This window comes from Pseudoalteromonas sp. SWYJ118 (genome assembly GCF_015864505.1).
GTDB lineage: Bacteria > Pseudomonadota > Gammaproteobacteria > Enterobacterales > Alteromonadaceae > Pseudoalteromonas > Pseudoalteromonas arctica.
The window spans coordinates 26,684-40,655 of the sequence record NZ_JADYXC010000028.1 but is presented as its reverse complement, the minus strand read 5'-3'; the positions used below and the strand labels follow the sequence as shown (position 1 = coordinate 40,655).

Here is a 13,972-nt window from a genome sequence, read left to right as displayed (position 1 = left end):
TCATCTCGTTATTTTAAAAATGTCGCTGAGCGAGTCGTTGTTCAATAACTAAACGCTAAGGAAAGCCAATGCAACCTAATATTAAAAACATCCCGCAACACCTAGGTCAGTACCTTTATCAGCAAATAGATGCGCCATGGCATGAAGCTCAGCTTATTTTAGATTGCGAAAACAACAATATACTTAAATGCAAAGCACTCTTTATTAAACCAGATGACGATACACAGCATGCAATTGCTGTATATGAAAATATCACTGCGTTGTTTAAAACGTTATTTGACCACGCCATTAAAAATGAAGTGGAAGATTGGCAACGCGCTATTTTTACAATTACGCGTAAAGGCCAATTTAACTTAAACTTTGAACGCGATAATAATGACGAAGAATTAATATCCGCTGTTAAAACATATTAAGTATTAATGTAACCCGCTCATTAACAACATGGATGTTGTAAAGCTAGGCGCTGCAGCCTTTTAATATTAGCACCTTAGCCTGTATTTCAAATTGAGCCCCTCATTTACTTCTCATTCTTTCCTCTTGGTGCAAAAAATATTTTAAGTGAATTATTCACAAAGAGGTTAAGAGGCGCTGCGCTTAAAGAGTAAAAGCTTAATGTGCCTACTGGCTCTACGTTTTTACAAACAAACAATAATATAAGCATTACGGGCTCAGGTAATGGCGATTTAATTATTCACAACGCAGGCGGCGAGATAAAACTCGACAGCCAAGGTAATGTTGATATTACCGCCACTAACGTACTCACACTCGATGGCACATTTATAACCTTTGATGGCCCGGTTGATTACGACATAACTAGCCCACAAACAGCGCGGGCACCAAGCACCGCAAGCCCTGTCGATATTAGCCAAGTGACTGCGTTTGATTTGGGTGACAATACGCTATCCGCAGGTTCACTCGCTCAGCTTGAACTTGAATATCTTTATGATGATGGTTCGCCCGTTGATGGTATTGACTATATTGTTATCGATAATGAGGGCATTGAACATACCGGCTCACTGGCAAACGGTGTAGCCACCTTGGCTAATTTACCGCAAGGTAAAAGTGATGTTTTGCTGCGCGCAACCACTCAAGCTGATGAGCAACAACTCATCCAACTGCGTAACGACTTTAAACAACACCTCACCTCCATGCTTAATGAAATACGCAAACAAGCAGCTATTGGCGATGCTATTTTTGAGCAAGAGGACTTTTTTACCCAATGGATGATTGAAACCGGTGCACGCGCAACGGGCCTATATCAAGGCGCAAAATCCCTTGTAACGGGTATCGCTGATTTAATCGTATTGGGTATAGATATCAATATCAGTGTGTATTCTGCCTGCTTTAGGATGATTGATGCTGTTGCCAGTGGTGATAAGCACGCAGTTAAGCACGAACTTGAAACAATTTTAGCCTTTAGCCAAAAAACAACCAGTGCATTATCAGATGCCTTTGAATTATTACTCGCCTTAATGGACGATGAAGACACCCGCGATACACTCGCGCGCTTCCCGTATGACTATATTGAAGCCCACTCGTACGTAGATAAACAGCGCATAACTGGTGTAATGGCCTTTGAAATATTATTAGCGATATTAACCGGCGGGGTTGGTGTGGCCGCTTCTGCAGCAAGTAAATCAAAACACCTTGCCAGCGCCAATCGCGCACTGGTTAATATCGCCGATATACTTAAGCGCAAACAGCTAGATAAAACAATATCGCACACAGTATCGCCTGAGCAGCCTAAGTTAATTGAGCGCATTGACAAACCTGATGCGAGATTACAAGAGAATCAAAAACATGCTCACAGCTTTGTAAATGCAAAACCAATTGAGTTAAATACTAAAGGGCAGTTCAGGGATATAAATGGCTTATTAAGAACAAATGCAGGACCAAACGCTCCTGAGTTTAAAAAATGGCTCGAAAATGGGGGAACGGTTCGATACGATGAACTCACTGATACCATCCTTTATGGTAGGCCAAATATGGAAACATCTTCTTTAGGGCAAGTTGATATTGAAATACCCTATATATCAGGCCCACCTGACGGCGCTCGTTATCCTGATTTTAATGAATATTCAATTGCTAATGTAAAAATCGAAAATATGACAGGTGTCAAAGAAAGGTATATTGAATTACCTGAAGTTGGTGATTTTTCAAAAGCATGGGAGAAGATGTCAGGCCAAAAAGGTGATCTGTATTTGACGGAAAGGTTTGGAATAAAAAGACGAATAAAGGGGGACAGAGTTGGGCAATGGCCAGATAAATCCCCATTAGATTTCACATGGCATCATCATGGAGATCAATCATCGATGTTATTAATTGATCAAGAGATACATGATATTTTTACACATAAAGGTGGGGCATCGGCTTCACGATAGAAGGGCTATTTATAATGAGCTTAATTATGACGCTATCAGAGAAAAACATTTCAGTGGAAGATGTAAATAATGCTGAGGAAAAGCTCGCTCTCAAGCTACCTGAACTCTATAAACTTTTTCTACTGCAAAATAATGGAGGAGTTCCAGAAAAGTATGCAATAGACTTTCAAGCAAAAAAACTAAGACTCCAAGGTGATGACATTAAAATTTTTTTTAGTATAGGAGGAAAAGTTACAAATGATATTACATTTAAAAATAAGCCAATAAATAACTCATTGCCACAAGGTTTAATTTATATTGCTAATACGCATTCGAGTAACTTTATTATACTCTCAACTAGAGAAGATTCTTATGGGCAAGTATTTTATAAAGATCACGAATTTGAAGACAAATCTCCTTTTGATCCAATAAATAATCAATTACCTGAAAGCATCGTAAAAATTGCTGATGATTTCGATGAATTTATTGCAAAGCTTTACGACCCAGATGAATAACTCTATTTACTAAAATTAACTACTTCAGTATATACCGCTCTTTAACAACATGGATGTTGTGAGGTTAGGCGCTAAAAATTAGCGCCCTAACCTTTCATATAATGGCTGCTTTTTATGGTTAACGCCCTCATTTACTTCTCATTCTTTTCTCTATGTGCGAACAATATTTAAGTGAATTATTTACAAAGAGATTAAGAGGCGCAGCGCTTAAAGAGTAAAAGTTTAATGTGCCTAATGGCTCTACGTTTTTACAAACAATAATATAAGTATTACGGGCTCAGGTAATGGCGATTTAATTATTCACAATGCGGGCGGCGAGATAAAACTTGACAGCCAAGGTAATGTTGATATTACCGCCACTAACGTACTCACACTCGATGGCACATTTATAACCTTTGATGGCCCGGTAGATTACGACATAACCAGCCCACAAACAGCCAGTAGCCCAAGCACCGCAAGCCCTGTCGATATTAGCCAAGTGACTGCGTTTGATTTGGGTGACAATACGCTATCCGCAGGTTCACTCGCTCAGCTTGAACTTGAATATCTTTATGATGATGGTTCGCCCGTTGATGGTATTGACTATATTGTTATAGATAATGAGGGCATTGAACACACCGGCTCACTGGCAAACGGTGTAGCCACCTTGGCTAATTTACCGCAAGGTAAAAGCAATGTTTTGCTGCATGCAACCACTCAAGCTGATGAGCAACAACTCATCCAACTGCGTAACGACTTTAAACANGCAACCACTCAAGCTGATGAGCAACAACTCATCCAACTGCGTAACGACTTTAAACAACACCTCACCTCCATGCTTAATGAAATACGCAAACAAGCAGCTATTGGCGATGCTATTTTTGAGCAAGAAGACTTTTTTACCCAGTGGATGATTGAAACCGGTGCACGCGCAACGGGCCTATATCAAGGCGCAAAATCCCTTGTAACGGGTATCGCTGATTTAATCGTATTGGGTATAGATATCAATATCAGTGTGTATTCTGCCTGCTTTAGGATGATTGATGCTGTTGCCAGTGGTGATAAACACGCGGTTAAGCACGAACTTGAAACAATTTTAGCCTTTAGCCAAAAAACAACCAGTGCATTATCAGATGCCTTTGAATTATTACTCGCCTTAATGGACGATGAAGACACCCGCAATACACTCGCGCGCTTCCCGTATGACTATATTGAAGCCCACTCGTACGTAGATAAACAACGTATAACCGGTGTAATGGCCTTTGAAATATTATTAGCGATACTAACAGGCGGGGTGGGTGTTGCCGCTTCTGCAGCGAGTAAATCAAAACACCTTGCCAGCGCCAATCGCGCACTGGTTAATATCGCCGATATACTTAAACGCAAACAGCTAGATAAAACAATATCGCACACAGTATCGCCTGAGCAGCCTAAGTTAATTGAGCGCATTGACAAACCTGATGCGAGATTACAACCAGGTACCAATCGAGGCGTAACAACGCAAGTGTCAGCACTTAAGTTAGTAAGAAACCCTGCTCTTGATGCCCATTACAAAAACCTAGCGGACTATGAAACGGCATATAAGAAAAAACTAGCCAAAGCTATTAATGATAAAGATTCTAGTAGCCGCATTGGCGCATTTAAAGCGAAGCTGACCGAGGTTAAAGGAGAACGTGCTGCAAGTGCATATATGGCAAAACACTTTTCTAAGCCACCGCCACCTGCGAAAATGGAATTAGGTTTTGGTCCTGGGCCCGGTTTTGACCAAGTTTGGGCTAAGCGTGATAAAGACGGCAACGTGCTAGAATACTTTATTGTAGAAGCTAAAGGACCTGGTGCCAAACTTACTAAAGGAGCCAAAAAGGGAGATCAAATGACTGATAAATGGATTGATAACACTCTGGCTAGCATGAAAAAATCTAAAAAATACCAAGCTCAGAATCAATTAGGTGAAAATTTATTCGATGCTATTGAAGATGGCGATCCAAAAATAAGTAAATTAGTTATCGAAGCTGTTGAAGATAACGGCAAAATAATTGGTGGAAAATTACAACCTTTACCGTAGAGAAATTTTAATGTTAAATTTAAATAAATGTGAAATTGACTTTGAGCGACTATTTAAACGTGCTCCTATTGTTTTAACTAAGCGAACACCTCAAATACTAGACAATTCTGTTTATATGGAAGTGAGGCAGCAAGCCACCTTTGTGGTAGCTAATAAATATATTGAATTAGCATATGCATACTATGTATTAGAAAATTTCCCTGAAACTAAATCATACTTCGAAAAAGCAGCACCTTTTGCATTTTTACGAGGTTTTGACCCTGAGTTAAAAACAAGTCATAACGATTGGACTATTCAACAAGATCTCAATATTGTTCTTCTTTTTGCTGAGCAGGAAGTTTTAGAAAAACTTAAACACAGTGAAATAAAACTATCGAGTGTTCAACATCAAGCCAAACTCCAATATGTTGAATTATTAAAAAATATTGGTACAGGTGGCACACCTGAGCAAAGCGATATTGATGCCGCCTTACTTGAAACCAAAAACACCAAGGATAAAGATGTATTACAGTATATCCTCCCGTTAATCGAAGCGATTTCTGCTTTAACATCAGCCGATATAACACTTTGGCAAGCCAGTATTGATAAAGCCATAAAATGGCATGCTGATGAGTGTAAATTTGGTGATTACAAAGATATGGAAGAAGGCTTTATCTGTTTAAATGCGCTTACTATGGCTAAATTAGGCAAAGACCTGCACGGCTGGCAATGCCAAACCAATTCACTTTATCTACCTTTATTTTTAATTGATTAGTTTCAAATAACTCCGCAACAAGAGCACATAAACTATGAGCAGTTTAATTCACTTATCACTTATTGATGAGAACAGTTACCCCACTACGCTTAACGGTGATGATGAAAGCAAATACCAACAGTTACTGGAAATTACTGAAGAAGAAGCCATTCATTGGCAGTCAATCGAAATAAACCTGCGCGGCTTTGAGCCAGCACTGCAATTGTGGGATGCCATCGCTGGTAATAGCCGCTTATTACTCATTGCTAGTTTTAACTTTTTCCCTCATAAGCTGCTACCACCTGACGCTGATATTAGCGGTACTTTCGGATTTTTCCCTGCTGATATGGTCAAAGATTTATATACCATAATGGAAGAAAAATACGACTTCGATATTAACAATTTAGAAGGACAGCAAATTATTGCTGAAATTGAGCAGAGTGGTGTCGACGAAGTAAATCCCGAAGCGTATGAGCTAGTTCGAGACAAGTACTTTGTAACCTTTAGAGATGCGGCTGAGCAAGGTAAATCAATCGTCGTACTCATTGAGCAATGATTAATAATATAAAATAACGCTAAGGACAGCACATGCAACCCGATATTAAAAACATCCCCCAACACCTAGGTCAGTACCTTTATCAACAAATTAATGCTCCGTGGATTGAAGCTCATCTTATTTTAGATTGCGAAAACAACAATATACTTGAATGCAAGGCTCACTTTATTAAACCAGATGACGAAACACAGCATGCAATTGCTGTATCTGAAAATATGACAGCATTATTCAAAACGTTATTTGACCACGCCATTAAAAATGAAGTTGAGGATTGGCAGCGCGCTATTTTTACAATTACGCGTAAAGGCCAATTTAACTTAAACTTTGAACGCGATAATAATGATGAAGAAGAAGTAATCACTGCTGTTCAAGCTCATTAAGTATTAATTTAACCCGCTCTTTAACAACACGGATGTTGTGAAGCTAGGCGCTAAAAATGAGCGCCTAGCCTTTCAAATAAAAGCTGCTTTTTATGGTTAACACCCTCATTTACTTCTCATTCTTTTCTCTTTGTGCAAAAAGGTAGTTAAGTGAGTTATTCACAAAGATATTAAGAGACGCTGCGCTTAAAGAGTAAAAATAAAACTTAATCACTAACGCCCAATTTAATGCTCTGTACAGCGCATAGATGGTAGTAAGCCACCAAAACTGCGTTATGAAAATGGCGCGTTAGTGGCCGTATCTGACCAAATCGATGTGTTTAATACCCTGTCACAAAAATTAAAAATTAAACACAGCAATTTAAACTCAGCCGCAAGAGCCCGTTTAAAAACACTCGAAACGGCGCGAAATAGCGCCGTGGCACAACGTGACGCCGCACTATTAGCAGGAGACGCTAAAGCATTAAAAGATGCACAAAAAGCCATGCGACTGGCCAGTGAAGACTTAGGTGAAGAAGCCGCCCGCATTTATGTACAACAAAACTACCCCAACGCCAATCCATTAAACACCAAATTACCCGGTAACGGCAAACAAGGTGAGTTTGACCAAGTGTATACTATCGACGATGGCAAAGTGCTTATCATGGAAGCCAAAGGCGGTAATGCAACGTGGGGCAGCAGAATGGCAGGAACAGACCGTGCCCAGCAAGGCTCTCCAGAGTACATGGATTCTGTGATTAATAATTACACAACCAAACTAGATACACTCACAAAAGACCCTCGCTATGGTAAAGTCGGCGAAGAAGCGTTTACTAAGCAGGTTGAGGGGATTGAAGATATGCTGGATGAGTTAGAAATTGCAAAAGAAAACAAAGCCCTAAAATATATTGGCATTCAACAAAAAGCCAACGACACTGGATTAATTGAAGTCATTGATGTGTCTATTTTTGATATCGGATTTTAAGGAGTTATTAAGATGATTAAAAGCCATTACAGCTTTGCACAAAGAAGCTATGACAGAGCAATCAAGTTATACAATAGGTTGCAAGAGGGGGGACTTGGGCGCATTCAAGAAGATCCTAGCCATGGGCTACATAATCATTTTAAGCGTAATCTAATAGACACCTTCCCCATGGAAGCCATTGAAAACCCCAATAGCTACCACGCTTGGTTATACCTATTACGCGCATCACAATTAGGGCACGGTATTTTTCAAAGTAACGCCAATGATGGTCAAGCCTTTGCATTTTTTTATGATGGCGAATACCTAGAAGTAATAGGTAAAGCCGATGACTATGGCACTAAACACGCAACGTGGTTAGAAGCATTATATGCCGCGATTATAGTGCGTAATCAAGACGCTATTGATTTTTTAATCACCATCGACAATGACGTATTTCATCAAGCGCGATTGGGTGACCAACGCAAACCGTTTGATTACGCCTTAGCTGATTTACTCAAAGGGCTATTCAATTCAAACGCCGATTTAGCACACTTACTTGAGCAAGCATATGTCACCTCAAATCCGGATGATTACCCAGATGATGAGATATATTTACTAGTCAGCCGCCTCAAATGGCCGTTAGTGTCTGTTATCGAAGCCATCTTCACAGAAGACGGTGAGCAGGCCTACAATAGCGCCATGGAAAAGGCTTTATTACTGCACCAAGAGTATTACAGCGATGAGGAGCAATTAGGCGCCAATGAAGGTGCTATCCCTTTAGCGTTAACCGCGATGGCCGTTATCGCTAAAGAAGTCAAAGGCTATCAACTTACTATTGAAAATGAGTATATTCCTGATTGGTTAATTAATGTTAACCCACCAAAACCAGAATAAACAAACGTATAAATAATTACCCGCTCTTTAACAACACGGATGTTGGTTAGGCGCTAAAAATGAGCGCCTAGCCTTTCACATAATGGCTGCTTTTTATGGTTAACGCCCTCATTTACTTCTCATAATAATATAAGCATTGCAGGCGGCGAGATAAAACTCGACAGCCAAGGTAATGTTGATATTACCGCCACTAACGTACTCACACTCGATGGCACATTTATTACTTTTGATGGCCCAGTTGATTACAACATAACCAGCCCACAAACAGCCAGTAGCCCAAGCACCGCAAGCCCTGCCAATATTAGCCGTATTAGTGATATAACCATTAATGACTCAGGTATTGCTGCAACAACGTCAAGCGTAGTGGATTTGCTTTATGTCTATCAAGATGGCAGCCCTGTAAAAAACGCACCTTATACAATTAAATTTGATGATGGAACACAAAGCACAGGCCAGCTAGATGAAGACGGTATAGCACAATTAACTGACGTACCAAATGGTCAGTTTACTATTCAATACGGGGAGGATACGCGTGAGTATGAACCTCTAGATAACACGACGCCAAACCCACTTTATAAAAGAATAACCCCCGCCTCTGCAATACAAATGAGCAGAGCTGGGCAAACAGCAACACTTGATGAAGCAAGCAACATAGCCAGCCAAGCAGGTGATTGGTTATGGGGAGCACTGCAAGGCGATTTTAACAAAGACCCTACAACGGCGCAGATTGTGGTAGGCAGTATTATTTCAATGATACCGGTTATTGACCAAGTCATGGACGTGCGGGATATTTTAGCCAATGTAATGCTACTGACTGATGACGATAAAGCCAACGACAGTGATGGCTGGATTGCCTTTACGCTCACCGCGATAGGTTTAGTGCCTGTGCTCGGCTCCGCGGTAAAAGGCGTCGGTAAAGTGGTGATTAAAAACAGCGGCGACACAATAGAAGCCGCAATTGCAGTCCTTCGTAAGTTGGGTAAAGGCGACCCCGTTCAGTATTTACGTAAAATAAATTGGCAAGACCTAGGTAAACAAGCAGCCAGCGAAGTAAAAGCCTTTATAAAAGGCCTGCGCGATACACTTCACGAAATATCAACAAGTTGGCAGTATGATGTGCTATTGCCACAGCTTGCCATAGACGGCATGCAAGCCACCATTAAACAGCTTGATGAAATAGCACCTAAAATAGACCAAGGCGTTAAAGGCGCAGCCAGTGAAATTGGCAATCGCGTAAACAAAGCCCTTGATGAATTCGAACCACCGAAAAGCACCGGTATTGTGGGTAAACCTAAAAAGAGCGTTGCGAATGAACTAGATGCGCCGAAAGGGAATGATTTAAAGGGGGCTGAGAGTAAAAAACTATCTAACTCAGTCAACAAAAAATATAGCTCAAATTTAGTTAATAATCGCAAGATGTATAAAACCGATCTTGACTTTATGTCAGGAATACCAACACATGTTGATTCAAGTGTCCATAAAAGTATTAGAGCTAAAATTGAAGGTGGTTGGTCAAACCTTGATTTAATGAAAAATGGTAATGCCCCTATAGGCAAAGACGGTAAGCAAATAAACTTACATCACATTTTGGGACAAGAGCCAAGCCCAATGGTTGAGCTTTTATCTTCGACTCATAAAAAACATCATAAAGCTTTACACGGTCTAATCGAAGATGGTAAAAGTTTTAGGAATAACCCTTCGCTCCAATATCAGTATGAAAAATTTAAAAAAGAATACTGGAAACTTAGAGCACAAGATTTTGAGTAGGTAAATCTGTATGAATAAATATAGTGAGTTAATAAAACAACTTGATTTGAGTGAACACGAAACCTTTTGGCAAGGTTCGGCTGACTTGAAAGAAATTGCACTTCTTGAACAGCTAATTTCGATAAAACTCCCATATTCATTAGTTAATTTTTTAAAAGAATGTGGTGGAGGAGGAACAATCGATGCCGAGTTATCTGGTATTGAAGATAATAATGCTACTTTGAAGCTTGGAGGAACGATATTAGGTGACACACTTGATTGCAGGGAAACATTTGAATTACCCCCACATTTAATTGTGATTTTTTATAAAGAAAATGAAATTTGTTGGTGCTTAGATTCTAGTACCCAAGAAAAAGAATACCCACTAGTTAATTATAATTTATTTAAAAAACAAGTTGACGGAGTAATAGCTGACTCCTTCCTCTCATTCTTTTGTGAGTATGTTGAGCTTAGAACCTCGTAGAATCTATATAAGCTAATTAAATACGCTAAGGAAAGCCAATGCAACCTAATATTAAAAACATCCCGCAACACCTAGGTCAGTACCTTTATCAACAAATAGATGCGCCATGGCATGAAGCTCAGCTTATTTTAGATTGCGAAAACAACAATATACTTGAGTGCAAAGCCTACTTTATTAAAGCAGATGACGAAACACAGCATGCAATTGCTGTATCTGAAAACATAACAGCGTTGTTTAAAACGTTATTTAACCATGCTATTAAAAATGAAGTGGAAAATTGGCAACGCGCTATTTTTACCATAACTCGACAAGGTCAATTCAACTTAAACTTTGAGCGTGGTAATGATGATGAAGACACTTTATTACTTTAAATAAGCAGTACAAGCATAGCGTTCAATTTATTTAATACTTCATAAATTAATAACAATAATTGAACCTGAGCTGGATACATATTAAACTGTATGCCAATTTGTTTTTTAAACAAACGAAAGTCAAGGAAGACGAGTTAGGTACCCCAACTTATTAATACTCCTCCATGATATTTCGTGACATTTAACATTTATTATTTAAAATAATTTTACGGAGTACCTATGAAAAAATTAAGCGCACTTTTGGGTTTACTGTTATTAAGCGGTTGTTCTACACCTCCTCCAGCCCAAGAAACTGAGCAAGTAGTTTTAGAACCTATTGCAGAGATTAACGAAGTAGCTGCACCAATTTCATTAACTGTTATTACTAACCCTGCTGATGCTCGCGTTCGTATTATGAATATCAACCCTGTTTACAAAGCTGGTATTGAGCTTAAAGAAGGTAAATACGATATTGAAGTAAGCAAAGCAGGATACCTTACTTACAGAAAATGGGTTTCAGTTGATAAAAAAACAATACTAACTGTTGAACTCGATACAATGGAAGCAAGCCAATCGGCTCAGTAAGCTTCTCAGTACGTTTTAGTTTATATGCCTTAGCCTGGTTAATTTAATAACTGGCCTAAGGCATATTAAACCCTTCATAAAGCCACAAATATCCTACTGCGAAATAACTACCAACATTCACTAAAATACATAACCACAACACAATAATAAAACGTCGCTTTTGCGATTTATGACGAAGTAATTGTTGAGCAAGTAATGCCCCCGGCCATCCTCCAAATAATGTAAGTAGCTGCAGTGTACGCTCTGGCGTGCGGTTTACTTTTGTATGTGAAGAGCGCTTAGCTTGTCGCTTATCCCACGCGTACATTAAAAAAGTTATAGCACTTAATACACTTATATAACCAGGTACATATATTGGTATATAAACAGGTAAGTATTGCAGCGGGTAAGCTAACCAAATGGCAGCTAAATAAAGCAATGAGAATGTGATTAATATTTTCTTTATCAATTAATTATCACCTATACTGGGCTTATAAGAGCCTAACAACGAGAGCCAAATTATGACATATTTTAAATCGCTATTCTTAGCATTATGTTTATGCACATTTAGTAGCTTTGCTAATGAAACTGCCAGTAACCTTGATAAAGAGCTAGAAGTGTTTAAACCTTACTTAGGAACGTGGCAAACAGACTTTAAAGTACCAGAAGGCGCTAAAAAAATACAAGATGTTGGCCGTTGGGAACGCGCTTTAAACGGTAAAGCTATTCGTACCATGCACTCGATTAACGAGGGTGAGTATGGCGGTGAGTCGATGATTTTTTATGATAGCAAAAAGAAGTCACTCGTATTTTATTATTTCACTACGGCAGGATTTTACACTAAAGGCACAATAACGGTATTAAGCCCTACTCAGTTTGTAGCCTATGAGGAAGTCACAGGCAGTAAAGAGGGAGTGACTAAGGTTAAATCTACTAGTGATTTAAAAGACGATAAGTTTATTGTATCGACCTCTTATCTTAAAAAGGGTGAATGGACTAAGCCCGAAAGCAGAAGTTATACACGCAGTACAAAAACGGTTAAATTTAAATAGCCGCGATTTATAAACACAAAAAGGCAGCCTAGGCTGCCTTTTGTCATTTATAAAATCGTATTTATTTTACGTATTTTTTAAATGCAGCGTCTACTGGTGTATCAGCAAGGTGATTAGTGTAGTTGCTCATTACTTTTTGAGACAAGCCTACAATAATTTCAAGTAGTTGTTGCTTACCGTAACCTGCTGCAAAGAATTTTTCGATTTGCTCATCGCTGATCACGCCACGTTCACGTGTCATTGCGAGTGTAGTTTCACGAAGAGTTTCTAGCTTAGGGTTTTCAAGTGGTGTTTTGTTTACAAGTGCATCAACAACACCTTGATCAACTTTCATTGCCGCTGCAATACCACTGTGAGCAGGAACACAGTAATGACATGCGTGCTCAACGTTAATTGATTGCCATACTACTGTTAGCTCTTCTGCATTGAATGATGTTTTTTGAAACAGCTCATGCAGTACTTGGTAACCTTTAAGTAATGTTGGTGCTTCAGCCATTACTGCATGTAAGTTAGGAAGCATACCAAATGCTGCTACTGAATCAGCTAGTAACGGTTTTGCTTCTTCTGGTGCGTTTTCTTGAGTGTATAAAGTAAATTCGGCCATGGTTAGCTCCTAATAATTAATAGTTTTAAGTAACTTCGAGACACATAGTATTTGATTTTGAGCGACTGTTCAAGTTAAAATTGAGCAAATGTTCAAATTGATTGAGAATGATATGGCTAATAAGGTTAAATTTGAACGCGATAATGTAGTTCGCGTTGCAAGCCAGCTATTTTGGCAAAAAGGTTTTCATGCAACCTCAACGCGTGACTTACAAGAAGCCGTTAATATGCGCCCGGGTAGTATTTACTCTGCGTTTGGCTCTAAAGAAGGGCTATACTGCGAATCGCTGAAAGATTACACAGTACAAATGAAAACCCAAATAGAGGGGTTTTTATCAAGTGCCGATACAGTACTTGGTGGATTACGTGCGTTTGTTGAAAACGTGGTAATTAAAACAAAAGATTGCAGCCCAAGCGCTATTTGTATGCTGGTTAAAGCAAACAGCGAGTTTGCAGAAAAAGACTCAAACCTATATGAGCTAAGCTTAGATTTAACCGCTCAATTTGAAGCTTATTTAACGCAGTTGTTTACACAAGCAATAAACAAAGGTGAGTTAAGTAATACGTTGACCGCTGTTGAATATGCGCGCTTTTTTCAGGTGCAATTTACAGGTTTACGCGGTTATTTTAATCGTCCTAATGTAGAGCAATTTGCTGAGCCAATGATCAACCAAATGTTTATGTTGATTAAAAAGTTATAAATAGCAGTTATCGCGCATTCTCAACAAGTTATACTTATTTTACTAAA

16 protein-coding genes are annotated in these 13,972 nt (G+C 39.1%); 14 read left to right on the top strand and 2 right to left on the bottom strand.

The annotated features are described in order from the left end of the window. Window positions 1-68 precede the first annotated feature (68 nt). The 12 genes from I6F48_RS18965 to I6F48_RS18900 all read left to right on the top strand — a co-directional run bounded on the left by I6F48_RS18965 (window position 69) and on the right by I6F48_RS18900 (window position 11,590). Entirely contained in the window at window positions 69-413 is a 345-nt protein-coding gene (locus I6F48_RS18965; RefSeq protein ID WP_165729447.1) for an immunity protein YezG family protein, read from the top strand. Window positions 414-614: 201 nt separating this feature from the next. Further along, complete coding sequence (locus I6F48_RS21515) at window positions 615-2,381, top strand: HNH endonuclease (protein ID WP_331460706.1); 1,767 nt, start codon at window positions 615-617, stop codon at window positions 2,379-2,381. A 26-nt stretch (window positions 2,382-2,407) separates the two neighbouring features. Then, window positions 2,408-2,875, top strand: a complete 468-nt coding sequence (locus I6F48_RS18955; RefSeq protein WP_165729444.1) for an SMI1/KNR4 family protein — start codon at window positions 2,408-2,410, stop codon at window positions 2,873-2,875. A gap of 2,054 nt (window positions 2,876-4,929) precedes the next feature. Continuing rightward, window positions 4,930-5,673 (top strand): Imm49 family immunity protein, encoded by a 744-nt coding sequence (locus I6F48_RS18940; protein ID WP_197120073.1) that lies wholly within the window; start codon window positions 4,930-4,932, stop codon window positions 5,671-5,673. Between the two features lie 34 nt (window positions 5,674-5,707). Beyond that, the gene (locus tag I6F48_RS18935; RefSeq protein WP_197120072.1) at window positions 5,708-6,208 is read left to right on the top strand and encodes a hypothetical protein; all 501 of its coding nucleotides are present in this window, start codon (window positions 5,708-5,710) and stop codon (window positions 6,206-6,208) included. Between the two features lie 32 nt (window positions 6,209-6,240). Beyond that, on the top strand, window positions 6,241-6,588 hold the full coding sequence (locus I6F48_RS18930) for an immunity protein YezG family protein (protein ID WP_197120071.1): 348 nt from the start codon (window positions 6,241-6,243) through the stop codon (window positions 6,586-6,588). 292 nt (window positions 6,589-6,880) lie between these two features. Beyond that, window positions 6,881-7,552 carry a hypothetical protein gene (locus I6F48_RS18925; protein ID WP_231615267.1) on the top strand — a complete coding sequence of 224 codons (672 nt, stop codon included), beginning with the start codon at window positions 6,881-6,883 and terminating at the stop codon, window positions 7,550-7,552. A gap of 12 nt (window positions 7,553-7,564) precedes the next feature. Continuing rightward, window positions 7,565-8,425 (top strand): immunity 49 family protein, encoded by an 861-nt coding sequence (locus I6F48_RS18920; RefSeq protein WP_197120070.1) that lies wholly within the window; start codon window positions 7,565-7,567, stop codon window positions 8,423-8,425. A 363-nt stretch (window positions 8,426-8,788) separates the two neighbouring features. Continuing rightward, a complete protein-coding gene (locus I6F48_RS18915; protein WP_331460705.1) occupies window positions 8,789-10,192 on the top strand; it encodes an HNH/ENDO VII family nuclease in 1,404 nt (467 codons plus the stop codon). A 10-nt stretch (window positions 10,193-10,202) separates the two neighbouring features. Further along, complete coding sequence (locus I6F48_RS18910) at window positions 10,203-10,655, top strand: SMI1/KNR4 family protein (RefSeq protein ID WP_197120069.1); 453 nt, start codon at window positions 10,203-10,205, stop codon at window positions 10,653-10,655. 38 nt (window positions 10,656-10,693) lie between these two features. Continuing rightward, window positions 10,694-11,026, top strand: a complete 333-nt coding sequence (locus tag I6F48_RS18905; RefSeq protein WP_197120068.1) for a DUF600 domain-containing protein — start codon at window positions 10,694-10,696, stop codon at window positions 11,024-11,026. 219 nt (window positions 11,027-11,245) lie between these two features. Beyond that, entirely contained in the window at window positions 11,246-11,590 is a 345-nt protein-coding gene (locus I6F48_RS18900) for a PEGA domain-containing protein (protein ID WP_007586203.1), read from the top strand. A gap of 55 nt (window positions 11,591-11,645) precedes the next feature. On the opposite strand, the gene I6F48_RS18895 is transcribed toward I6F48_RS18900, so the two are convergent. Further along, on the bottom strand, window positions 11,646-12,038 hold the full coding sequence (locus I6F48_RS18895; RefSeq protein ID WP_165729441.1) for a DUF1294 domain-containing protein: 393 nt from the start codon (window positions 12,036-12,038) through the stop codon (window positions 11,646-11,648). A 52-nt stretch (window positions 12,039-12,090) separates the two neighbouring features. On the opposite strand from I6F48_RS18895, the gene I6F48_RS18890 reads away from it, so the two are divergent. Then, window positions 12,091-12,621 carry a hypothetical protein gene (locus I6F48_RS18890; RefSeq protein ID WP_165729440.1) on the top strand — a complete coding sequence of 177 codons (531 nt, stop codon included), beginning with the start codon at window positions 12,091-12,093 and terminating at the stop codon, window positions 12,619-12,621. A gap of 61 nt (window positions 12,622-12,682) precedes the next feature. Here I6F48_RS18890 and I6F48_RS18885 read toward each other — a convergent pair whose 3' ends face one another. Further along, a complete protein-coding gene (locus I6F48_RS18885) occupies window positions 12,683-13,225 on the bottom strand; it encodes a carboxymuconolactone decarboxylase family protein (RefSeq protein WP_007586212.1) in 543 nt (180 codons plus the stop codon). A gap of 112 nt (window positions 13,226-13,337) precedes the next feature. Between I6F48_RS18885 and I6F48_RS18880 the strand changes: the two genes are divergently transcribed. After that, window positions 13,338-13,925: a TetR/AcrR family transcriptional regulator gene (locus I6F48_RS18880; RefSeq protein WP_010553549.1), complete on the top strand. Its 588-nt coding sequence runs from the start codon at window positions 13,338-13,340 to the stop codon at window positions 13,923-13,925. Window positions 13,926-13,972 lie beyond the last annotated feature (47 nt).